This window comes from Thiohalophilus sp., assembly GCF_034521165.1.
Taxonomy (GTDB): domain Bacteria; phylum Pseudomonadota; class Gammaproteobacteria; order UBA6429; family Thiohalophilaceae; genus Thiohalophilus.
The window spans coordinates 39,637-62,915 of sequence record NZ_JAXHMV010000010.1 but is presented as its reverse complement, the minus strand read 5'-3'; the positions used below and the strand labels follow the sequence as shown (position 1 = coordinate 62,915).

The window sequence follows — 23,279 nt, the reverse complement described above, 5'->3', positions numbered from 1 at the left end:
CCTGAAGGGATATATTTTTTCGTAAGCACTGATGAGCCATTCAGGCTCTGCAAGAGCGGGCTATTGTCCGCAATCATTTGTTGCAAAACAACCACCGGATGGTTTTTCTGAAACTGGATCCCATTAGTTTTAAAGGTGTACGAGTGAGAAACCTTTTCACCCGCCTCAAGGGTCAAAGTAGCACGATTGATGGCTATGCTATTCGGATTGACTCGAGAGCAGTTCGGATTCGAACCGTTCCTTGTCGATCTGACAATCCAGGTAATCGGCAATAATCTGCATATCCTTTTGCGCATTACCCAGGCAACTGGTGGCGCCCGGGGACGGTGTCATATTGAAAATGATCCCGTTGCCCGGATTAATCTTCACCTCACCCAGATGCAGCTGACGATTCAGTTTGTCGATCATAATGGGGCGAATCCCCCCGATACCTTTGGCAAACTCCAGCTCCTTGAGTGTCAGATCCGGCACGATCTTGCGGGCATCGCGCAGGAACAACAGCCGGCGGATAAACGGGATTTCAAACAGCATGTTCTTGAACATGTAATTGCGAATTTCGCTCACCCGAAACAGATCCCAGAAGACCTTCAGCACGCGCCAGTCGGGACGAAATACCCGCAGAAACTCACCCACCGTGCGCAGGTTATAGCGCTCCAGCATCGGTAACACCAGAGCAGTAGGACCAAAACGGGTTTTATTCGGCACCAGCACATCGGGATCGCCGTGAATCGCGGCGAAGGGCAGGTTCTTTTTCTGCACGGTATAGACCTTGCCGTTGAGCACCCCGGGCGTGTAATAAAAACTGCCCGCCATTGGTAAGCAGGAATAATTCAGCCCATAGCCCAGCTTCTGGGCATAAAGCAGACTGTGGGCACCGGCGGAGACAACCACAAAGCGGGCCCGGTAGGTTCCCCGGCTGGTCACGATTTCATAATGGTCATCCGTTTTGTGGATCGACTGCACATACGTTGACAGATGCACATCCACCTGTTTGTTACGCTCCTGACGAGCCTGGTGAATAAAACTGTTGGCCAGGGCATGAAAGTCCACCGCGGTATATTCATCGAGCACGGCCAACGCCACAATCTCCTGCTCGCGATCGATGGCCACACGGGGTTCGATCTGGGCAATCTGCTCCCGCTCCAGCAATTGCATGCCGGGAAAATAATCTCGAAAACGTTCATACCGTTCGCGCAGCTCGTGACATTCGCTGGCACCCACACCCAGTACCATCTTCGGGTACTTGAAAATCAGGCTGTCGCGCTCCGGGACCTGCTGGCAGTAATTGACCACCATGGCGGCAGTGGCCTTGACCTGGACCGCTTTCTCCAGACTGTAATTGGTTTCGATATCACCGCAATGCAGGGTCTGGCTGTTATTGCGACCATGTGAATTGAGATCGGCGATGCTGTCACGCTTTTCCAGCAGGCACAGTTCACGAAGATCCGTATAACGGGCCAGTTCAAACAACAGTGCAGCACCGGAAATGCCACCGCCAATAATGAGCACATCATGGATTGGCCCGTCATGAATTCTCGCCTGGGTTAACATCGTGCTGATCATACCTTCTGATATCGGTTTTTTGGCAACGCCTGTTGATTTATCGGCCAAAGGCGCGGTTTTTTTATCCCGCCCCTGCCTCGTTATCCGGTGGATACACAAACCGGTAGACCACCAGCATGCCTGCCAGGCTTAGTCCCGCGGCAATACTGTACATCATCAGCGGCCCCGCCAAATCATACAAATAGCCACTGTAGAGACTGCCTACTGCCCCGCCGGCACCGAAACTCAGGCTGCTGTACAGCGCCTGTCCCTTTCCCTGATGCCGACCGATAAAAAACTGGTGAATCAGGTGAATCGCCGCCGCATGGTATACGCCATAACTGGCTGCATGTAACAACTGGGCAAAGATCATGATAGATGTCCATTGCGGAAACAGGGCGATCAGTATCCAGCGCAGCGTCGTCAGGATCAGCGCCAGAATTAACAAATGGCGCGCCCCGTAACGCGGCATCAGGCGATGCATGACCATAAAAGCACCGACTTCCGCCAGCACAGCCAGTGCCCAGAGAACCCCAATCTTACTCAGTCCGTAGCCCATCTCTTCCATATATATGGAGTAAAAGGTGTAATACGGACCGTGGCTGGCCTGCATCAAAAAGCAGGTCACCAGCAGACCGACTACAGCCGGTTTCCCCAGGACCTGGCGCAGAGGCTGGTGATCCAGTGGCATATGCCCGGCGGCTTCCTCGGGCACCGCGATACTGCTAAGCCAGATCGCGGCAAATAGAAACAACAGTACATGCGGCAGCCACTGAATCGCCTGTCCCTCCAGCGCATAACCGACGCTCCAGACAGAGAGAATGAATCCGACCGAACCCCAGAGACGAATAGAGCTGTAACGATGAGTCTGTCCGGCCAGATGACTGAAGGTCGTGGCCTCAAACTGTGGCAAGGCCGCATTCCAGAAAAAACTAAACATCGCCATCACCAGTGCGAGCCACCAGAACCCCGAGGCCAGATAAACCCCGGTGAACGTTAATGCCGCGAGCAGGCTGCCAAGCTGAACAATGCTCATGCGCTTGCCGGTATGATCGGCAATCCAGCCCCAGATATTGGGCGAAACAATTTTGGTTGCCATGATAATCGCCATCAATATGCCAATGGCGCGCGCATCAAAGCCCTGCGACTTGAGATAGAGTCCCCAGTACGGCACCAGCGCACCGAGACTGGCGAAATAAAACAGGTAAAACGCGGATAACCGCCAGTACGGCGCTTTGGACGACACGTTCAAACCTCGATCCATTGTTCAGAATGGCACATCAAACCGGCCGACAACTTCAACAGGCATGAGCTGGAGATCACCCACTGAGCACACTGAATGCGTCGAATACACCGAAGAAGATATCTGCGATGAAACAACTTCAGAGATTTCGGGGCGTTCGGTGATTCCTGCGCTTTATAACTCAACGCTGACAGACAGAATCCGGATTGCACCACGATTCGGGACACCGTTAGCGGACGGCGGGCGGGATCACCGGCGTGGTGGAGTGTACATCGGCGTTCTGGGCACGCTGGCGCAGCAGATGATCCATCAGGACGATCGCCATCATTGCTTCGGCAATGGGCGTGGCACGGATGCCGACACAGGGATCGTGCCGTCCCGTGGTAATCACCTCGATGGGATTGCCCTCGATATCAATGCCCTGCCCCGGCAGGCGCAGGCTGGAGGTGGGCTTGAGCGCGAGGCTGGCCACAATGGGCTGGCCGCTGGAGATACCGCCGAGCACCCCGCCGGCGTGATTGCTCAAAAAACCGTCCGGCGTCATTTCATCGCGGTGCTCGGTGCCCTTCTGTTCCACAGACGCGAAACCGGCCCCGATCTCCACGCCCTTGACCGCGTTAATGCTCATCAGGGCATGGGCCAGATCGGCATCCAGACGATCGAAAATCGGCTCCCCCAGCCCCGGCGGGACGCCCTCGGCCACCACATTGATCCGGGCGCCGATGGAATCGCCTGACTTGCGCAAGGCATCCATGTAGTTTTCCAGCTCCGGGACTTTCGCGGCATCCGGGAAGAAAAACGGATTCGCTTCCACCGCCTCCCAGTCAAATGCCTCGGCCCGAATCGGCCCCAGCTGGCTCATATAGCCGCGGATCCGGATCCCGAGTTTTTCGTGCAGATATTTTTTGGCGATCGCGCCGGCCGCCACCCGCATGGCGGTCTCACGGGCCGAGGAACGCCCGCCACCGCGATAATCGCGGATCCCGTATTTCTGCTGATAGGTGTAATCGGCATGCCCCGGACGAAACTGGCGCATGATATTCGAGTAATCCTTCGAGCGCTGATCGGTATTATGAATAATGAGTCCAATCGGCGTGCCGGTCGTCTGCCCTTCGAACACCCCGGAGAGAATCTGCACCTCGTCCGACTCGCGGCGCTGGGTGGTATGCCGCGTCTTGCCCGGTTTACGGCGATCCAGATCCTGCTGCAGGTCCGCCTCGCTCAGGGCCAGACCCGGCGGACAGCCGTCGACCACACAACCGATGGCCGGACCGTGGCTCTCGCCAAAACTGGTGAGGGTGAACAACTTGCCGAAACTGTTACCGGACATTTTTCGCGCATTCCAATGGGGTTCAGGAACACCCATTGTAATGGAACTCGGCGGCGTGGGACAGATGAAGAAGCCGGCACGGAGTCAGCCGGATTGGACAATGCTGGACGCCCCCTGGGCCGGGAAGAATGCAAATTATCTCTCGCAGAGACGTTTATGCCCGTTGTTTGGGTGCAGAGCCCGCCAGGTAATAAATTCTGCTACTTCGCGGGCTCGGCGTCTTTGCGAGAGTCGAATTGTTTAGATGACCTTGGAATAGCGCTGGGTCTGCTGCTGGCGCAGGTATTTGTCGAACACCATGCAGATATTGCGAATCAGCAGCTTGCCAGCCCCCAGTACAGTGACGCCCCGCTCGTCGAGTTGCAACAAACCGTCCTCCTGCATGGCCTTGAGCTCTTCCAGTTCGGTAGCAAAGTACTCCGGCACCGAAATGCCGAACGCCAGCTCCAGCGCCGGAAAAGAGAGCCGGAAATGGCAGATCAGCTGATTGATAACCTCCCGGCGCAGCAAATCATCATCGTCCAGCTCCAGCCCGCGAAACACCGGTAACTGATCCTGATCGATACGGGCATAATACTCGTCCATCGTCTTGACGTTCTGGCTGTAACTGTCGGCCACCTTGCCAATCGCCGTCATGCCCATGGCAACCAGATCACAGTCGGCATGGGTCGAATACCCCTGAAAATTGCGATGCAGAGTCCCATTGCGCTGGGCGATGGCCAGCTCATCATCGGGCCGGGCAAAGTGATCCATGCCGATATAGACGTAACCCGCCTCTGTTAATTTCTCGATGGAATACTTGAGTATCGCCAGCTTCTCATCCGGGCCGGGTAGATCATCGGCGTTGATCTGGCGTTGCGGCTTGAACAGCTCGGGCAGATGGGCGTAGTTGAAGATCGATAAGCGTTCCGGTTGCAGTGCCACGACCTTGTCCAGCGTGCGCGCAAAACTCTCGACCGTTTGCAACGGCAGCCCGTAGATCAGATCGAAACTGGTGGAACGGAACCCGTACTCCCGTACGGCCGCCATCACTTCGGCAATCTGTGCCTCGGACTGGATGCGGTTGACCGCTTTTTGCACCGCCGGCTCGAAATCCTGTACGCCCAGGCTGATGCGGTTGAAACCCAGTTCGCGCAACAGGGCGATGGTCTCCCGATCGGCTTCGCGCGGATCAATTTCGATGGAATACTCGCCCGTATCATCGTCCAGCAATTGGAAATGCTGGCGGGTTTTATCCATCAGCTCGCGCATTTCATCATGACTGATGAAGGTGGGTGTCCCGCCCCCCCAGTGCAGTTGATCGACCGGGCGCCCGGCATCGAACAATTCACTCTGCAGCTCTATCTCCCGGTGCAGCCGCTGCAGATAGGGCGCGGCGCGACGACGATTGGCGGTAATAATCTTGCTGCAGGCGCAATAGAAGCAGACCGTATTGCAAAACGGCAGATGAAAATAGAGTGACAGGGAACAGTTTTTCTGGTTGCTCTGCGCGGCCAGACGACGATACTCCTCTGACCCAAAATCCTCGTGAAACTGCACCGCGGTCGGATAGGAGGTGTAGCGTGGTCCCGCCCTGTCGTAACGGCGAATCAGCTCCTTGTCGAATTCCAGCTCATACATGGCCATCCCCCCGGGAAATTGCCGACATTATCGACATTTTCGGCGCCTGCGGACTATGATCTGGATCAAATCCGGCGTATTTCATGATTCGCGGACACCGCTCAAATCAGGGATAAAGAGCTCACCACGAAGGCACGAAGAACACGAAGTGACAAATCCATTAAACCTTCGTGGCTTCGCGATGAAGGCTTTTCCGCCTTTATCGTCACTCGACCCCGCTGGTCAAGCAGCGAAGAATTCAGGAAGTTGTAGGCCCGATAAAGCGAAGCGGTATCGGGCAACCCCGCCGATTGCCGGACACCGCGTTGCTATGTCCGGCCTACCACTGCGGTTCTCTGCGTCTCCGCGAGACGTACAGGGACGTACTAGTGTCGCGGGAGTCAGGACGACGAGAGCGACCCTCTGCGTTGGATCTTTATACCTGAACCGCCCGGATCGCCTCCGAAGCGACGGTCAGTTGTTCGGCGGTGAGCAGGAAGACGCCGTGGCCGCCGAATTCGAATTCGAGCCAGGTGAATGGCACGTCAGGCAACAGGTCGGCCAGGGCGTCGGCGCTGTTGCCCACTTCCACAATCAATACCCCGCCCGGGTTCAGATGTTGCGGGGCCTCGCGCAACATGGGCAGGACAAAATCGAGTCCCTGCATTCCGGCAGCCAGGCCCATGGCCGGTTCGTGCCGGTATTCCTCGGGCAGCTCGGCCATATCATCGGCATCCACATAGGGCGGGTTGCTGACAATCAAATCGTAACGACGCCCGCCCAGAGCGGCGAACAGATCCGATTCGATCAGTTCAACCCGGTCCGCCAGGTCATATTGATCCACGTTGATCCGGGCCACCGCCAGTGCCTCGGCAGAGACATCACTGGCATCGACCCGGGCCTGAGGCAGGGCCTCGGCCATGGCGATGGCAATACATCCCCCGCCGGTGCATAAATCCAGCGCATGCTGCAACTTCGACGAATCCACCCAGGGCTCGAATTGATCGGCGATCAGTTCGGCAAAGGGCGAGCGCGGGATCAACACCCGTTCGTCCACGTAAAACTTCAGGCCGGCGAACCACGCCTCATGGGTCAGATAGGCCGCGGGCTTGCGGGTACGGATCCGTTGCCACAGTAAATCAGCCAGTTGCTGTTTTTGTTCCGCCGTAGCCTGACGTTGCAGATCCTGATCGTCGAAATCCGGCGGCAGCCCCATGCTGTAGGAAACCAGATAGGCGGCTTCATCCAGCGCATTGTCGGTGCCGTGACCAAAATAAAGTGCTGATGCATCAAGCAACGATTCGGTTTGCAGCACCAGTTCGTGCAGGTTGGTGGCCGAAGCCAGCGCCGCTTCGATCTCGGTCCTGTCCATCGATATCAGCCGCCCGGTTTTTTGGCATGCCTGGGGCGAAACGCCTTGATCACGCTCTCGTCGGTTTCCAGATACGGGCCTTCGATGAGATCGATGCAATACGGCACCGCCGGGAATACCGCATCCAGGCAATCGGCGATCGCCGAGGGCTTGCCCGGCAGGTTGATCAGCAGGCTGCTTGCGCGAATGCCGGCCATTTGCCGGGACAGAATGGCGGTCGGCACATATTGCAGGGAAACCGCACGCATCTGTTCACCGAAACCATCTAGCACCTTGTCACACACCGCCTCGGTCGCCTCGGGCGTAATATCCCGCGCTGCGGGTCCGGTGCCACCGGTGGTCACCACCAGGCAACACTGCTCTTCATCCGCCAGCGCTTTCAATGCCGCCTCGACCTGATCCTGTTCATCGGGCACCAGTCGTGCCACCGCCTCCCACTCATTGATCAGGGCCCGGTCCAGCCATTCGCGAATTGCCGGACCGCCCTGATCCTCATACTCGCCCCGACTGGCGCGGTCGGAGACGGTCACAATGCCGATACGAACTTTGTCTGTCATGCTTGCTTCAACTCTCTTTGACGGATGCTGCCAATGCGTTAGAAGTCATACACCAGCGTGATGGCGGTGCGGGTGTCAGTGTTTTCGAAACCGGGCTGCGGATCGCTGTTGTCCTTGATGGTATAACTGACTTTCATGGCCAGGCTGTTGTTGATTTTCGCCGTCAATGCCGTCACCGACTCGGTATAGGTATTGTTACTGCCATGTTCCACATAAACCACTTCACTGAAAGAACTGGTCTTGCTGATCTGCCATTTATAATCGAGTCCAATCCGGACAATGCTTTCATCATCGTCACTGCCATCGACAAATTTGGTCTGCCGACCACCGGCACCGAACTCGCCCTTGAGGTGCATATCCTCTCTTTTGAGAAACTGGTGTCCGTAACCGACCACTTCGGTCGTGCGTCGATCATAACCGGCAAACTCATCGGACTCGTAGCGCAGACTGCCGAACAGATAATCATTATCATCCAGCAGGTAATCCGAACGCCCGGACACTTCGTAACTTTCCGCCGTGGTCGTGTCCTCCTCGGTGATGCGCAACACCTTGGCCTCAGCGCGGTGGCGCCATTTGTCGCGAGAATTTTCCACCCGCAACTGAGCGTTCAGGCTATCGGAGTCGGTGTTGCCCCGGTTCATGATAAAACCCAGTTCGGCGGCCCCGCCCCATTGACTGGCCGGCGCTTCGTCAGTCTCTTCCGCCGCCAGCAACGGGGCCGTGCTCAATACCACCAGCAGACCGCCCAGACCACATCGGTGTGCGACCGCCATTTTTAACAACATAGTAACCTGCCTTGATTATTTACTACTTTTGACACCCGGTTATCTTGAAACCCGCGTGCCTCGACTCTATGGTGAGAGTATGAACCCGCAAATCCGCCAACCGGCTGTCGCCGGCATGTTTTATCCCGCGGACGCCGCCCGCCTGCGCCCCATGCTGGAGGAGTTCCTGCAGCAGGCCGGCCAGCAACTTGACGAAGAGGCGCCGGTACCGCGCGCGATCATCGTGCCCCATGCCGGTTATGTCTACTCCGGCCCCGTGGCCGCCAGCGCCTATGCGCGGCTACGCCCGGCTCATGCCAGATACAAACGCGTCTTGTTACTCGGTCCCTCGCATCGGGTCCCCTTCCGGGGCCTGGCGACCAGTAGCGCCAGCCACTTTCTGACGCCGCTGGGCCAGATACCGCTGGATCGCGCCAGCCTCGAGCGGCTTGAAACCTTACCACAGGTGACACGGCTGGATCAGGCCCACGCCATGGAACATAGCCTGGAAGTGCAATTGCCCTTTTTACAGTCCGTGTTGGATGAGTTTGTGCTGGTGCCACTGGTGGTCGGGGATGCCGATCCGCATGAAGTCAGTGAAATTATCGAACAGTTCTGGGATGACCAGACCCTGATTGTGATCAGTTCAGACCTGAGTCATTACCACGACTACGCCACGGCCCAACAACTCGACACAGCCACCTCCCGCGCCATCGAAGCCCTGCGCCCCGAGTCGATCGGTTACGGTGACGCCTGTGGGCGCAACCCGGTCAACGGGCTGTTGCAATTCGCCCGTGCGCACGACCTGCATGCCAGCATGGTGGATTTGCGCAATTCCGGCGATACGGCCGGACCGCGCGATCAGGTGGTCGGCTACGGCGCTTACCTGATCCAGTAAATGGAGGCTCAGCAGCGGCAACAATTACTGGCCATTGCGCGCCAGTCAATCCAGCACGGTTTACAACACGGCCGACCATTAAGCGTTAATCCGCAGGACTATGACGAGCCCCTGCAACAACCTGGCGCCAGTTTTGTCACGCTGAATTTACACGGGCAGCTACGTGGCTGCATCGGGAGTCTGGAAGCACACCGGCCTCTGGTCGTCGATGTGGCTCAAAATGCCTACGCCGCGGCATTTCGCGATCCCCGTTTCCCGCCGTTGAGCGACAGCGAGTTTCCACAACTCGAATACCATATTTCCCTGCTCAACCCCGCCGAACCCATGCAATTCACCAGCGAGTCGGATCTGATCGCGCAACTGCGCCCGCATGTCGATGGCCTGATTCTCGAAGACCGGGGACACCGGGGTACCTTTCTGCCCGCTGTCTGGGACAGCCTACCCGAACCCGAACAGTTCTGGCAGCATCTCAAACTCAAGGCCGGCCTGCCGGCGAACTACTGGTCCGACAGCCTGAAAGTCTCGCGCTATACGGTCGAAGAATTCGGCCTCTCATGAACCGGCTGTGGTTACAGTTCATTGTCCGGCAATGGGACAAGGGGCAGTGCAGCGAACAGGAAATGCAGCGACGCGCGGGCCTGCCCGATCGTTATGCGGTTGAGATCCCGCCGGCACAGAAGCTGGACGCTGAGAATATTATTATCGATCAATATGGCGACGATCGACTTGGTAACCGGTTACAATACCGACAGGAGTCGAATCAGCTGTTCGTCATCGATCGTTTCTATATCGACCGTTCAAACAACCGGTTGGCCTACAGCAACGACATCGACCGGATTTCCCTCGGCTCCCTGGTAGCGCCATGGACGCAATGCCGATATCAATGGCGATACCGGGTCCGGGAAGGCGGCATGATCTACTGGCTGTACGAAACGGTCATTCTGAATATTGCCATCAGTGAAGATTTTGACCCCGGGTTATTCATCAACACAGAACCCGCCCGAACCCACGATCCATTAACAACCCCCACTTCAAGCTCACCGCTGAAGCTGACCGATCGCACGCTACTAAAAAAACAAACCTGACCACCGATAACACGGACGTAAAACTATCTCAAAGTACGCTGAATAAAATTACTCCGGTGCATTCAGCCGATTGCCGGACACCGCGTTGCTATGTCCGGCCTACCACTGGATCAAACCCGGTATAACCACCGAAACACCGACCCGCATTGAAAAAACAGGGGATTGAATCGCCGATGGATTCAGTGTTACCACGCAAACCATCAGACCAACACCTGATCTCGAATCTTGACCTGAACAATTCATGGCCGTTAACGGGAAACGGTCTGGCATTCCCCAATGGAACCGGCCATGCAGGTGCGCCCGTCGATCCAGATCGCATGGTCCAGTCTGGCGCCGGTGAGATCCGCGCCGTCGAGCGTGGCCCCTCTGAGATTGGCATAGGCAAGATTCGCGTTTTTCAAACTGGCATCGGTCAGATCGGCATTCTGTAAGCCGGCGCCTTTGAGATTGGCCTGCTCCAGATCCGTGTAGCTGAGATTGGCCAGGCTCAGATCCACATAACGCAGATCGGCACGGCGCAAACTGCTGGCAAACAGGTTGGCCCCTCCCAGCGCGGCATTGTTCATCTGCGCGTCATCCAGGTTCTCCCGTATGGCATTGAGCCCAATCATCCGGCAGTTACGCCAGTTCACCCCGGGCGCGGCGGGCGCATTGCAATCGGGATCCCCCGGGCCGGGTTGGGGTCCATAAATAAAACCGAGCGCAATCAGCCCCGCCGCCAGACCAATAACCAGAACCAGGTGTAGCAGCGAGAATTTTCGCTCGGGATTGGTCTCGCGCATGACATCTTCGCGGTGATGACGGTATTCCAGCGTCTCGTAGGGTTCGGGCGTCCGCTGGTCCTCTGCCGTGGCGTGTATATGATGCTGGGGACGACGCTCATCAGCCCAGCGACGCGCCGCCTGCAGCCGTTCCTGGGCCAGTTCATCGCCGGGATCGGCTTTGAGCACCTCGGGAATCAGATCCGGTCGCTGGCGAATCGGCTGCCAGTTCTGCTTGTCTTCACTGACCTGATCATCCAGGCTGAAGCGCCCCAGCAACAAGGACTGGGAGATCTGTCCTGCCGGGAAGGGGCCCTTGATCCGGTTATCCTGTTTGAGTTTTACAAATAACGGGGCATATTTTGTCATAATGATGCTCGGTGTGCCGGATTACGGCGTCGCATGTTATCTGCCAGGGTCAAGACCGGCGGCTTTTATCCGTTAACTATCCATAGGACTTGCCGGGCATCGGGCCGGCAAGCGATCCCTGTTTCTCTTTTATCGGCCAAAGCGCGATGGAAATTAAAGGTCCGGGCAATTTTCCCACAATCAATCTGAGCGAACTTCGCCAGCAGGCCACCCGGGCGGGGGACGGCGCGCTGCAGGCCGCCCGCATCAACTGGCAAAACGGCCAATTGTTGAATGCCCTGGTGGTCCGCCAGGACAGGAATAATCTGCTGCTGGACATCCAGGGCCAACCGGTGCTGGTCAAAAACCGGCCTGAATTCGCATTTTTACCGGGTCAGAAACTGACCCTGCAGGTCGACCAGCTCACGCCGCAACCGGCGATGAAGCTGATCGCCCCCACACCCCGGCCGGCTGCCGGCACGGAACAGGGCTTGCTGCAACAAACCCTGCGCCAGGATATGGGACGGCAAACGCCCCTGTCCCCGCTGCTGGCCAACCTGAAAACGGTCGCCCGCGAGCCCCGGCAACATCCGCCCCTGCCCGCCCCGATTCGCAAAATGGCCTGGGAGATCCATCAACTGCTGCCGGATGTGCGCCAGGCCAGTCGCGCTGAAAGCCTGCAGCAGGCGCTGGCGCGCAGCGGCCCCTTCCTGCACCACCAGCTGGGCCAGCTCGCCCGGGGACAGGACGCCCCGCCGCCGGACAAAACCCTGCAAGGTGCACTGCTGCGCCTGGCCGATCAGATTCGCCAGCAACTGGCCCCAGGCCCGTCGCGTCCGGCGCCAGCCAACACTTCCCCGGCCCCCAATCCGATGCCGCAAACTGCCCTGCCCGCCTCGTCCGGGGCCGCGGCGGAGGCTGCCCGCAGCGCCACCCAGAGTGCCCCGTCCCGTCCGCAAACCCCGCAGCCTCAACCGCCCCAGCCCCCGAGCCTGCAGGGGCTGACCAGCCAGGATCAGGGACTGGGCGAGTTACTGCGCCAGGTCGAGGGGGGACTCGCTCGAATGCAACTGCACCAGTTGCACAGTCTGCAGAGCGAACAGACCGGGCGCCCCATGTGGGCCATGGAGCTGCCGATTCGCTCCCACGAGGGGATCGATCTGTTCGATCTGCGAATTCGTCAGGAAGAGTCCGAAGCGGGAGACGGCGAACACCAGCGTCCCTGGAGCGTGAGCCTGGCGTTCGATCTGGAAGGACTGGGACCGGTGCGGGTCAATCTCACCCTGATCGGACAGACCGTTTCGGCACAGTTCCAGATGCAGGAAGAACAGACCCGCAGCCTGTTCGACAGTGCCCTGGATCAACTGCGCAGCCGCCTGCATGGGGCGGGACTTGATGTCGGCAGGCTGGAATGTGCCAGTGGCATCGACGATCCGCCACCCGGACAAGCCGTGACCGGCAGTGCCCTGCTGGATGAAAAAGCATGAGTGAACAAACCGGACAACCGCCGCTGCCACTGGCTGTCGCACTGCACTATGACGGCGAAAACGCCCCGACGGTCACCGCCAAGGGCGGCGGCGACCTGGCACAACAAATTCTCGACATCGCCCGCCAGCATGAGGTACCGATTCAGGACAATCCGGAGCTGGTCAAACTGTTATCCCGGCTGGAACTGGGCGAAGAGATCCCGCACGCCCTGTATCTGGCGGTCGCCGAGGTGATCGCCTTTGCCTATATGTTACGCGGTAAAACGCCGGGGAATCGGGAACAAGACTAAGAGAGATTCAGGACAAGGTGCCCAGAGGCGTATCGAGTCTTTCCAGAAAGCGAATCCCGATAATATAGTATAGCCGTTGTCCTGTCGGCAAGCGTGAACAACCTCACCGGCCACTTCCAGCTCCGCCTGCCGGTGACGCCCCACGGGAAACCGCAGCATCAACTGTTCCCCCACCGGCAACGGCTGAGACGAACATACCGAAATTCCCGAAGGAGAGTAATCAACCCCCGTCAGTTGTAATTGTCCGACCGTGGATGAATCAATCCGGACCTGGCGCTGGAACGGCAAACGGTGTTTTGCACGCCGTTCGCGGGAATGCAGCCCGACCTGTAACATGCCCCTTACCTTTGAATTCGTCTTATTATTATTTTCTGTTCAAGTTGTAATTTTTAGCAGCCGTCAAACTGTTAATCAAGTCACAGTACACCTTCAATCCCCGTTATTATCCCGGCCATAAGGACTTTGCGCCAACCAGTGCTCGAACTCATCTATCGGCAAGGGCTTGCTAATGTAATAGCCCTGAGCCACATCGCAACCCAAAAGCTGCAGACGCTGCCACTGCTCTGCGGTTTCCACCCCTTCAGCAACCACTAACAACCCGAGATCATGGGCCAGGGCGATCGTTGAACTGACGATGGTCAACGACTCGGGACTGGAAAGCATGGCCTGGACAAAACTCTTGTCGATCTTGAGCGCACCAACCGGCATCTTCTGCAAATAACTCAGTGATGAATAACCGGTGCCAAAGTCATCAATAAACAGAGCAAAACCCCGATCGTTGAGTTTTTTCAACGTTTCCAGTGATTTTTCCGGATTCATCATCAACGCACTTTCGGTCAGCTCCAGATTGATCAGGGAAACATCCGTCTCACAGACATACAGCATATGTTCGACCTTCTCTATCAAGTTTCGATCATGCAGATTGCGAGCCGAAAGGTTGACCGAAATGGGGATTTGCAGTCCATAGCGACGCCACCGGGTGGACTGGCACATGGCATGTTCCAGCACCCAGTCGGTCAGCGGCTTGATCAGGCCGGTTTCTTCGGCCAGCGGAATGAATTGATCCGGTGGAATCAGACCCCGTTGCGGATGGCGCCAGCGAACCAGCGCCTCAACACCCCAGAGACGTTCGCCTTCCAGTTCAATCTTGGGATGGTAATGCAGAATCAGTTCATCGTGCTCAATGGCATGGCGCAACTCACTGGCCAGAGAGAGGCGACGCTGGCCCTGTTCCTCATTTTCCGGCAGATACTCGGCAACACTTTCTCCCTCCTTGCGCGCCTGGCGCACGGCCGATTCGGCCCGACGAATCAAGACCGGCACGTCATTCCCATGTTCGGGAAAGCGAACAATTCCGATCGTAATGCTGACATCCAGGGTCAGATCATCCACCTCGAACGGCTCCTCCATCACAGCCAGAATTTCCCTGACGATTTTCTCCGCCAGGCCCGGTTTGTGACCGGGCAGCAAAACGGCAAACTCGTTACCGCGCATGCGCGCCAGCAAGATGTCGTCGGACAGACAGCGATTGATTCGAATCCCGATATCGCGCAACAATGTATCCCCGCGATGAAAACCCAGTGCCTCATTGATCTCGCGAAACCGGTCAAGATCGATAAACAACAGCACGGCAGGATTGGCCTGCTCAATCGTTACCTGCAGTTTTTCGTCGAACTGGGTATGATTGGGTAAGTCAGTCAGCGCATCATAGTAGGCCATGTGTGTGATCGTAGCGTGCGCCTGCTCGTGAGCTTCCATGGTCCGCAGAGCCCGGATACCATAGGAAAGATCTTCCGCCGCCTCTTCCAGCAGGGCAATCTCGGTGGCATCAAACGCATCGGCATCGGTCGAGCCGATCGCCAGAATGCCGATGATTCGATGATTGATCTGCAGGGGAAACAGGGCAAGGGCATTGATTCCGGAGCGATTGGCTGCCACACGCCAGGGCTGCATGCGCGGGTCGCTGGGCAGATCACGACTGATGAAGACCTCGCAGTTACCAAACACCTCCTGTACGGGACTGTTTTCCGTTGCGGTGTCGAGTAAGCCCAGGGGCTCCTGAGTGGTCAGGGCATCCTCTTTCTGCGGTGCCATTGCCATGAGATTGAGCTGTCCGGGAACCTTTTCATCGTGATACCCCACCCAGGCAATCCGATACCCCCCGAAGGCAACAATGTTGTCACACAGGGAACGCAACAGACCCGGCTCATCGGTCGCCCGGACCACGGCGTGGTTACCGGCACTGAGTGTGCGCAAAGCGCGATTGGTGCGCTGTAATGCCCCGGCCATTTCATCGAACGTGCCGGCCAGCTGCCCCAGTTCCTCGGTGCCTTCCGGTAACCCTGTACGAGAAGACATATCGCCGGCGGCCAGTTTTCGGGCGGCCGTTTGCAGGGCACGAATCCGGCGCAACACGAGCATATCGCTGCCGAACCAGGCGGCGGCAAACACCAGCAGCATTACCATCGCCAGCAGCAGGGTATTGCGATACAGGTATTGATTTACCCTGGCAAAAGCGACATCGGCGGGAATACCTACAGTGATATAAATCCGCCCCGACGTGCTGTAATGCAATGGCGCAATGGCATGCAATACCGATGTTCCCCGCCGTTCGCTCAGGGAAACCACTGACTCGGACTCCATCTGTTTGATGGCCGTGAACAACGCCTCGCCGCGAATCGACTCCCCGGCCAATCCGCTCTGCGGGTAACGGGCCAGCACGGTACCCAGATTATCGATGACCATCAGACTGGAGCCGTCCGGCAGCTCGATGTTACCGATCATCTCTTCCAGCCAGGAGAGATTCAGGGCAGCAAATACCAGCGAGACAATCTCGCCTTTCTGGTTGGTCACCGGATAGCCAAAATTGATCGCCGGGACTCCGGTAAGGCGCCCGATCTGGTAATCGCCGATGCCCAGATCCCGGCTGCGCATCGCGCGCTGAAAATAGGTTCGATCGGTAATATTCACCCGCCGGTGCATCGGTATGGCGCTGCAGTACATTTGGCCATCGGGCGTTGCGACACCGAAGTTGGTGTAATACGGGTTGGGCTTGCGCAGCATGCTCAGGATATCGCTGCAGTCATGGACCCGATCGCTGGCAGGGTCCACCGCCGGCAACTGCGCCATGCTCATCAACAACTGCCGGGTCATGCTGATCAGCTGGCGTTGTTCGCGTGCCGCGCCACGCACGATACCCAGTGCCTGCTCCTCCACCTCGGCCGCTACCTGCTTGCGCTGTAGATGTGCCGTATAGCCGATAAGCGCAAAGGCGGGGATCACCGCCAGCAAAACCAGCAGCAGCAAGCGCCCACGCAGCCCCAACGTGGCCGGCTTCACGGCAACATTCCCGGGTTGTCGGGTTCAGCGAACATGGAATCCTTTCTACGGTTTAATTGTGCGGCTAACGGCCAGCAGGCAACGCCAATTACTCCTCATATCGGCAGCCCTGAGAATAACCTTAGGAAATTAAATCATTAAAGACAAATGGATGGTCAGGTGATGGACAAATAACCAGGTACACCGCTTTTCGGCCAAAGCGGCGATGAGTGAATCAATCGGCCAGTGGCCTCAGGGCGTTTAACTGTGCATCGTTCAGTCCGACTAGCAGCAGTTCTCCCTGTTCGTCGACCCGAAGGCGGCGTATATTTTTATCCGACGATTTTTCTCAAAGCATGGCATTCAGGTGCGCGACCACGCTGCGACCCAGTGCCGACAGGGCATATCCCCCTTCCAGAGTCGAGACAATCCGTCCGCTGGCATGGCGATCAGCAAGTTGTTTGATCTGTCGCGTGACCCAGGCGTAATCATTTTCGACCAGCGCCAGTCCGGCCATTTCGTCTTCCACATGCCCGTCAAACCCGGCTGACACCAGGATCAACTCTGGTTTGAAGGCATCGAGGCGTGCTAACCAGTACTGCTCTACCGCCTCGCGAAATGCCTGGCCGCCGCTGGCCGCCGGCAGAGGAACATTCACGATATGATCCCGTTGTGTATCGGCACCGGTATGCGGATAAAACGGATGCTGGAAGGTCGAGCAAAACAGGACACCGGCATCATCGCGAAAAATATCCTCCGTGCCGTTACCATGATGCACATCGAAATCGACGATCGCGACACGTTGTAACTGATACTGCTGCCGGGCATGCGCCGCCCCGACCGCCACATTATTAAAGATACAAAAACCCATGGCACGGTGGCGTTCAGCATGATGCCCTGGCGGTCTGACGCTGCAAAATGCCTGATTGTTCTTGCCGTTCATCACCAGATCGACACCCAGCACCGCCGCACCGGCAGCACGTAATGCGGCATTCAGTGAATAGGGACCCATCAAAGTATCGGCATCCAGGTATACCCGACCTTCATCAGGGGCGATCCGGAATATCTCGTCCACATAGGCCGGATCATGCACCCGGAAAAGCTGCTCCCGAGTGGCCAGCGGGGCATCATAGTATTGCAACGCGAGTTCCATACCACTGGAGAGTATCTGATCCTGGATTGCCCCCAGACGTGCCGGACACTCCGGGTGTCCGGTACCCATATCATGCAAGGCACAGTCAGGATGTGTGATAAAGCCAATCGACATAAAAATACCACCACTCGCGTTTGTGTTGCAGTTGCTATGCTTGAATCATAATACCAGCCGGAATCAGAGACACCCATGGGACAACATTATCTCGACCACCTGTTTTCGCCCCGCTCCATCGCGGTATTTGGCGCCAGCCAGCGGCCCAACACAGTCGGCAGACGAGTATACGACAACCTGCAGGATAGTGATTACACCGGCACAGTGTATGCGATCAATCCCAAATATACGCAACTGCGTGAACAGCCCTGTTATCCGGACTTACAAACAATCGGCCAACCGATCGATCTGGCCGTGATCGCCACCCCGGCGACCACCGTGCCTGGTATCCTCCACGAATGCGGCGAATACAGAGTGCGTGCCGTAATCATTCACTCGGCCGGTTTCAGCGAAGGCTCAGGCCACGGCCAGGCACTCGAAAAGGAAATACTCGACATCGCACGCCAGTATCAGATCCGGGTACTGGGGCCAAACTGCCTGGGACTGATTCGTCCCGGCATCGGACTGAATGCCACCTTCAGTAAAAACAGTGCCCTGCCCGGAAAGCTGAGCCTGGTTTCCCAGTCAGGGGCACTGTGTACCGCAGTGCTCGACTGGGCGATGCTGCATGATATCGGTTTTGCCAGCATTGTTTCGCTGGGAGACGCCGCGGATATCGATTTTGGTGACATTCTCGATTATCTCGCTCAGGATGCACAAACCCACAGTATACTTTTATATATCGAAGGCATACGTGATGCTCGCGGTTTCATGAGCGGCTTGCGCAGTGCCGCGTGCATGAAACCGGTGATCGTGATCAAATCGGGACGTCACAGTGAAGGCGTTCGTGCCGCCGTCACCCACTCCGGCGCCATGGTCGGCGCCGATGATGTATTCGATGCCGCCCTGCAACGGGCCGGGGTGGTGCGGGCCATGACCGTCTCGCAACTGTTTGCCGCGGCCCAGGTGCTGGCCAGTGAATACCGGATCAACGGCAATCGTCTCGCCATCATCACCAACGGCGGAGGCCCCGGAGTGATGGCTACCGATCGCGCCATGGATCTCGGGGTGCAACTGGCCGAGCTGTCGGCATCGACCACCGACGCTCTGGACCAGGTTCTGCCGACGCACTGGTCCAGCAGCAATCCGGTGGATTTACTCGGCGATGCCGATGCCGATCGTTACTACCATGCCGTCAAGGCCTGCCTTGATGATACCCAGGTCGATGGCATCGTGGTGATGCTCACGCCCCAGGCCATGACCGATCCCACAGCCTGTGCTGAAGCAGTAATCAAGGCGCACAAGGATTCCCGCAAGCCGGTACTCGCCTGCTGGATGGGCGAGCAACAAGTCAACGAAGCCAATGCCCTGTTCGCCAAACACCATCTTCCCGCCTTCAGCAGTCCCGAAACCTCGGTCGAGGCTTTCTTTTACCTGGCCAGTTATTATCACAATCAGCAACTGCTGCTGCAGGTGCCGACGCCGCTGGGTCGCCATAGCGAGCCGGATATCGATGGCGCCCGGCTGATCATAGAAAATGTCTTGCAGGAAAACCGCAGCGTGCTGACCACCGCCGAATCCAAGGCGGTATTGCATAGCTTTACCATCCCCGTCACCCAGAGTATCGAGTGCCACAGCCCCGGTGATGCGCTGGTTGTGGCCGAATCGATCGGCTTTCCAGTGGTCATGAAAATCTACTCACCGGACATTACGCACAAAACCGATGTCAACGGCGTCAGATTGAACATCAGCGACGCCCAGACCGTACGCAGTGCTTTTAATGAACTGATGGCGACGGTAAGCCAAAAATCCCGCGCCGCGGATATCCGCGGTGTCACGCTTGAACCGATGTACCACGCCCCCAATGGACGGGAACTCATCGTCGGCGTCATCCGGGATCCGGTCTTCGGTCCGGCCATTACCTTCGGCGCCGGCGGCACCCAGGTGGAAGTGCTGCATGACCGAACCATTGCCCTGCCGCCACTGAACAGTTACCTGGCGCGCAAGATGATCGAACAAACCCGGGTGGCCCGCTTGCTCGGCGCCTGGCGTAATATGCCCCAGGTTGACATGGAAAGCCTGGTGCAGTTACTGCGCCGGGTTTCCGAAATGGTCTGCGAGCTGCCGCATATCAAATCCATCGACATTAACCCGTTAATCGCCGATGAACAGGGCGTGATCGCCCTGGATGCTCGCATCGAGGTGGAACGCCCGGCCCCGACCCTGGATCGCTATGGCCACATGGCCATCCATCCATATCCCAAACAACTAATCTCTCGCATGCAACTGGCGGACGGAATCGACATCACCATCCGCCCGATACGGCCCGAAGATGCAACAATCGAACAGAGTTTTGTCAAAAACCTATCCAGTCAGTCAAAGTATTTTCGCTTTATGCGCAGTCTTAACGAACTGACGCCGGAAATGCTGGTGCGCTTTACTCAGCTGGATTATCACCGCGAGATGGCCCTGATTGCCGTGCTGGACGAGGCGACGGATGAAACCGAGCTGGGCGTGGCCCGGTATGTTACCAATCCCGATGGCAAGAGCTGCGAATTTGCCCTGGTGGTGGCCGATGCCTGGCAAGGCAAGGGTATCGGCACACATTTAATGACGGCGCTGATCGACACGGCCCGACAACGTGGTCTGAAACAGATGGAAGGCGAAGTGCTGGCCAACAATCACGATATGCTGAAACTGATCGAACATCTCGGCTTCAGCGCCAGATCCAGTGACGATGATCCGGGTATTAAAGTCGTATTGAAAAAACTGTAAGCAGCCGGACAGAGAAAATCTGTATCACGGGAGACCAGAAACTCCCGTCGCATCGTCTGGCAAGCGAACGCGGTCTGCTTCAGCGAGCCGGTTCACCGGGCGTCAGTGGCGCAAGTTGTTCATCGTGCAAACCGACCAGTAATAATTCACCCTGTTCATCGACCCGAAAGCGGCCATAGCGAGCCGGTTCATAAATTCCGGCACGCCCTTCCTGGAAATAAAAGGCATTGGTGGCAAATTTCACCCGGCCCTGGCGGACCCGGTAATATAACAGCCGTTCATTTTCCGCCAGCTTCTGGTCCTGGTAGAGCCCGCGATATGTCGCGATATTACGCTCACCCAGCGACACGACGACATAGCCGTCACCGGCCTCGACCGGTTGCCGCCCATGTTCAGACTTCACTTTCGGCAAATCCGCGTAGAGAGATCGCGCCAGTTGAAAACGCAGTGCCATGTAATCGCCCTGCATCAACGAGCGCGGATCGACCGGTGCCAGTTCCAGATACACCACCTGCCCGTGGGCCAGATGCTGTTCCTTGTTGTAGATCGCCCCGTTCACCAGCACCAGGGCCACCACCAGCGTCAACAGGGCCACCTTAACGTTAAGCGACATCGGTTGTTCCTTTGTTGAACAGGTAGCGCGCAGCCAGCCAGCGCAACATCAGCAACGCCAATCCGATAAGCAGCAAATGGCCTGCCTTGGCCAGCAAAGTGATATCCAGCAAATAATAATAAGAAGAGATAAAGAACAGCAACGCGGCGATCCCCAGTCCCAGTAACACCCGGTTGCCCACGGCAAACCCCAGCAACAGGATCACCAGTGCCGTCGCCAACCCCGGCGCTTCCAGTGAGAACAGCGCAATCAACAAAGTCGCAGCCAGAACCAGCAAACTGAAACGATCACCGCTGTCGTATTGATAGCGTTGCAGCAACTGCCACACCACATAGATCATCACCGCCACGGTCAACAGTTCGGCCATCCACGGTTGCAGCCATGACTCGACCTGAAATGGTTGTGCCCGCCAGCCCGTGCCGCCGGCCTGAAACAACACCGAGCCCTTCAACGGAATCAAAGCCAGGGCAAGCCCGTAACCAACCGCGCGTAAACGGGCAAGCTGGCGTGGGTAACGAAACAGGTGCAGCCAGATCCAGGCCATAGCCAGCAGCAATACACTGTCTATCACATAGGGAACGTGCATCTGCATAAAGGCCGTTGACAACGCGCCCGCTGCGAGAAACGTTGAAAACACCCGGTGCACGAAACTCGGCATCCACCAGGTCAGGGCAAGTTCCAGCAGCGCGATCCACAACCAGGTAGAAGCCGACCAGCCGGGAGTGTTAATCCGAAACAGCCCCCAGAACACCAGCACCTGCCCTGCCAGGCTCAATGCCAGAGCCAGATGCTCCACGAACTCGTTAGCGGCATGACGCAGGATTGTATACGCGCCCAGGATCATTACCGCGCCCACGGCCAGCGAGAGAATGGCGTTTTCCACGGCCCAGACAAATGCCGAGCCGACAAAACCCAGCAGGAACAACGCGGCCAGCCAGCCGGAAAAACCGGTCAGTACACGCATATACCAGGGAGAATCCGGATTTGGCTCTTTTGGTAACGGGCCTTCGACCACACCGGCTTCAACCAATTTCGTCCAGAGTCCCTCACGCGACGTCATGACTGCCACTCTCTGTGCAAACGTTTGAGCCAGATCAGCGAACCACTACCGCCGGCCATCACCACAACGGCCAGGAACAAAAACGCGCCCACCGGATCGCCTTCCAGCATGTGTCGGGCCAGGAACGTGGTCACCACCACAATCACGGACAGCGAACCCCCGGTCAGCATGAACAGATCGCGGATCCTGTAGCGATAGACCCCGCCCAGGCTCGCCAGCCAGAGCAGCCAGATCATCCCCGCCACCAAGCCGGAACGATCCGTCAGTGCCCCCTCAACGATACTGATCAGCGCCAGCCAGGTAATGGTGTAACCGCTGGCCAGCGCCACCAGTCGAATCGCCCAGCGCCGGTCCATAAACGACCAGCGAGTGGCGGCCCACTCCCACAACACCAGTGCCAGGGTATTAAGCAGGAACAGTGTCCAGTACATGCCGGTATCCCTGGGCAATAACAAGCCGAAGGCACCGGGGAAGGCAGTGAAATAGAGCATCACACTCAGGTTGACCAGCGCCAGCCAAAGCAGCCACAAGGGGGCGAAGCGGCCCACCAGCACCCAGGGCAGAATCAGTAGCGACCAGTTAAAGAACAGCTGCCAGGGATCCGCGCCGGTCTGGTAGGTCTGCCCGTACAGGGCCAGCAATACGCCCAGACCGATCGTCCCGCCCAGCAACGCCACCTTGGCGGCCATGCGCTCCGTGCCCAGTTTCCAGTAACCGACAATCGCCGCGATCACCAGCACCTCAACCAAAGCAAAACGAAACAGGCGCCCCAGCTCCGACCAGTTATAGGCGACGAAAAACAGCACGGCAAACGCCAGTGCCAGTCCGCCCAGCCATAAGAAGAGATGATCAATGAATTTATGCCAGGCATGCGAGTCAGGATAAACACCGCTAACCGTCAGGGCCTGTTCGAGCTTTTGCGGCAGGATGTAACCCTGTTCTACAAGCTTAATGATAAACCGCTGATTCGAACCCATATTTCCCTATATTT

The 23,279-nt window shown here is 57.4% G+C and carries 20 protein-coding genes; 6 read left to right on the top strand and 14 right to left on the bottom strand.

Features of this window, described 5'->3' with window-relative positions; genetic code table 11:
* Nucleotides 1-198 precede the first annotated feature (198 nt).
* From U5K34_RS09520 to U5K34_RS09490, 7 genes are all read right to left on the bottom strand, one after another.
* A complete protein-coding gene (locus tag U5K34_RS09520; protein WP_322568160.1) occupies nucleotides 199-1,563 on the bottom strand; it encodes an FAD-dependent oxidoreductase in 1,365 nt (454 codons plus the stop codon).
* 61 nt (nucleotides 1,564-1,624) lie between these two features.
* The gene (locus U5K34_RS09515) at nucleotides 1,625-2,788 is read right to left on the bottom strand and encodes an MFS transporter (protein ID WP_322568159.1); all 1,164 of its coding nucleotides are present in this window, start codon (nucleotides 2,786-2,788) and stop codon (nucleotides 1,625-1,627) included.
* A gap of 226 nt (nucleotides 2,789-3,014) precedes the next feature.
* Complete coding sequence (aroC, locus tag U5K34_RS09510) at nucleotides 3,015-4,115, bottom strand: chorismate synthase (RefSeq protein WP_322568158.1); 1,101 nt, start codon at nucleotides 4,113-4,115, stop codon at nucleotides 3,015-3,017.
* Between the two features lie 240 nt (nucleotides 4,116-4,355).
* Nucleotides 4,356-5,735, bottom strand: coding sequence for an oxygen-independent coproporphyrinogen III oxidase (hemN, locus tag U5K34_RS09505; protein WP_322568157.1), 1,380 nt, complete (start codon nucleotides 5,733-5,735; stop codon nucleotides 4,356-4,358).
* Nucleotides 5,736-6,150: 415 nt separating this feature from the next.
* Nucleotides 6,151-7,086: a 50S ribosomal protein L3 N(5)-glutamine methyltransferase gene (gene prmB, locus U5K34_RS09500; protein WP_322568156.1), complete on the bottom strand. Its 936-nt coding sequence runs from the start codon at nucleotides 7,084-7,086 to the stop codon at nucleotides 6,151-6,153.
* Nucleotides 7,087-7,091: 5 nt separating this feature from the next.
* Nucleotides 7,092-7,643: a molybdopterin adenylyltransferase gene (gene mog, locus U5K34_RS09495; RefSeq protein ID WP_322568155.1), complete on the bottom strand. Its 552-nt coding sequence runs from the start codon at nucleotides 7,641-7,643 to the stop codon at nucleotides 7,092-7,094.
* Nucleotides 7,644-7,681: 38 nt separating this feature from the next.
* Entirely contained in the window at nucleotides 7,682-8,416 is a 735-nt protein-coding gene (locus tag U5K34_RS09490; RefSeq protein WP_322568154.1) for a DUF481 domain-containing protein, read from the bottom strand.
* Nucleotides 8,417-8,507: 91 nt separating this feature from the next.
* On the opposite strand from U5K34_RS09490, the gene amrB reads away from it, so the two are divergent.
* The 3 genes from amrB to U5K34_RS09475 are packed head-to-tail and all read left to right on the top strand — an operon-like array spanning nucleotide 8,508 to nucleotide 10,390.
* Nucleotides 8,508-9,305 carry an AmmeMemoRadiSam system protein B gene (gene amrB / locus U5K34_RS09485; RefSeq protein WP_322568153.1) on the top strand — a complete coding sequence of 266 codons (798 nt, stop codon included), beginning with the start codon at nucleotides 8,508-8,510 and terminating at the stop codon, nucleotides 9,303-9,305.
* Complete coding sequence (gene amrA / locus U5K34_RS09480) at nucleotides 9,306-9,863, top strand: AmmeMemoRadiSam system protein A (RefSeq protein ID WP_322568152.1); 558 nt, start codon at nucleotides 9,306-9,308, stop codon at nucleotides 9,861-9,863.
* A complete protein-coding gene (locus U5K34_RS09475) occupies nucleotides 9,860-10,390 on the top strand; it encodes a hypothetical protein (protein ID WP_322568151.1) in 531 nt (176 codons plus the stop codon). Before amrA ends, U5K34_RS09475 begins: the two co-directional genes overlap by 4 nt.
* A 248-nt stretch (nucleotides 10,391-10,638) precedes the next feature.
* Here the strand turns inward: U5K34_RS09475 and U5K34_RS09470 are convergent, their stop codons facing one another.
* The gene (locus tag U5K34_RS09470) at nucleotides 10,639-11,520 is read right to left on the bottom strand and encodes a pentapeptide repeat-containing protein (RefSeq protein WP_322568150.1); all 882 of its coding nucleotides are present in this window, start codon (nucleotides 11,518-11,520) and stop codon (nucleotides 10,639-10,641) included.
* A 146-nt stretch (nucleotides 11,521-11,666) separates the two neighbouring features.
* On the opposite strand from U5K34_RS09470, the gene U5K34_RS09465 reads away from it, so the two are divergent.
* On the top strand, nucleotides 11,667-12,986 hold the full coding sequence (locus U5K34_RS09465) for a flagellar hook-length control protein FliK (RefSeq protein WP_322568149.1): 1,320 nt from the start codon (nucleotides 11,667-11,669) through the stop codon (nucleotides 12,984-12,986).
* Nucleotides 12,983-13,276, top strand: a complete 294-nt coding sequence (locus U5K34_RS09460; RefSeq protein ID WP_322568148.1) for an EscU/YscU/HrcU family type III secretion system export apparatus switch protein — start codon at nucleotides 12,983-12,985, stop codon at nucleotides 13,274-13,276. The genes U5K34_RS09465 and U5K34_RS09460 overlap by 4 nt, the downstream gene beginning before the upstream one ends.
* Here the strand turns inward: U5K34_RS09460 and U5K34_RS16115 are convergent.
* From U5K34_RS16115 to U5K34_RS09450, 3 genes are all read right to left on the bottom strand, one after another.
* Nucleotides 13,238-13,612: a PilZ domain-containing protein gene (locus U5K34_RS16115; protein ID WP_416224070.1), complete on the bottom strand. Its 375-nt coding sequence runs from the start codon at nucleotides 13,610-13,612 to the stop codon at nucleotides 13,238-13,240. The two genes, U5K34_RS09460 and U5K34_RS16115, sit on opposite strands and share 39 nt — an antisense overlap.
* A 93-nt stretch (nucleotides 13,613-13,705) precedes the next feature.
* Nucleotides 13,706-16,615 carry an EAL domain-containing protein gene (locus U5K34_RS09455; protein ID WP_322568147.1) on the bottom strand — a complete coding sequence of 970 codons (2,910 nt, stop codon included), beginning with the start codon at nucleotides 16,613-16,615 and terminating at the stop codon, nucleotides 13,706-13,708.
* Nucleotides 16,616-16,943: 328 nt separating this feature from the next.
* Nucleotides 16,944-17,861 carry a histone deacetylase family protein gene (locus U5K34_RS09450; RefSeq protein WP_322568146.1) on the bottom strand — a complete coding sequence of 306 codons (918 nt, stop codon included), beginning with the start codon at nucleotides 17,859-17,861 and terminating at the stop codon, nucleotides 16,944-16,946.
* A 75-nt stretch (nucleotides 17,862-17,936) separates the two neighbouring features.
* Here U5K34_RS09450 and U5K34_RS09445 point away from each other — a divergent pair, with 75 nt between their 5' ends.
* Nucleotides 17,937-20,615 (top strand): bifunctional acetate--CoA ligase family protein/GNAT family N-acetyltransferase, encoded by a 2,679-nt coding sequence (locus tag U5K34_RS09445; RefSeq protein ID WP_322568145.1) that lies wholly within the window; start codon nucleotides 17,937-17,939, stop codon nucleotides 20,613-20,615.
* A gap of 79 nt (nucleotides 20,616-20,694) precedes the next feature.
* On the opposite strand, the gene U5K34_RS09440 is transcribed toward U5K34_RS09445, so the two are convergent.
* From U5K34_RS09440 to U5K34_RS09430, 3 genes are all read right to left on the bottom strand, one after another.
* A complete protein-coding gene (locus U5K34_RS09440) occupies nucleotides 20,695-21,228 on the bottom strand; it encodes a GDYXXLXY domain-containing protein (RefSeq protein ID WP_322568144.1) in 534 nt (177 codons plus the stop codon).
* Complete coding sequence (locus U5K34_RS09435) at nucleotides 21,218-22,192, bottom strand: DUF4401 domain-containing protein (protein WP_322568143.1); 975 nt, start codon at nucleotides 22,190-22,192, stop codon at nucleotides 21,218-21,220. The genes U5K34_RS09440 and U5K34_RS09435 overlap by 11 nt, the downstream gene beginning before the upstream one ends.
* A gap of 92 nt (nucleotides 22,193-22,284) precedes the next feature.
* Nucleotides 22,285-23,265 carry a DUF2157 domain-containing protein gene (locus tag U5K34_RS09430; protein WP_322568142.1) on the bottom strand — a complete coding sequence of 327 codons (981 nt, stop codon included), beginning with the start codon at nucleotides 23,263-23,265 and terminating at the stop codon, nucleotides 22,285-22,287.
* Nucleotides 23,266-23,279: the final 14 nt, after the last annotated feature.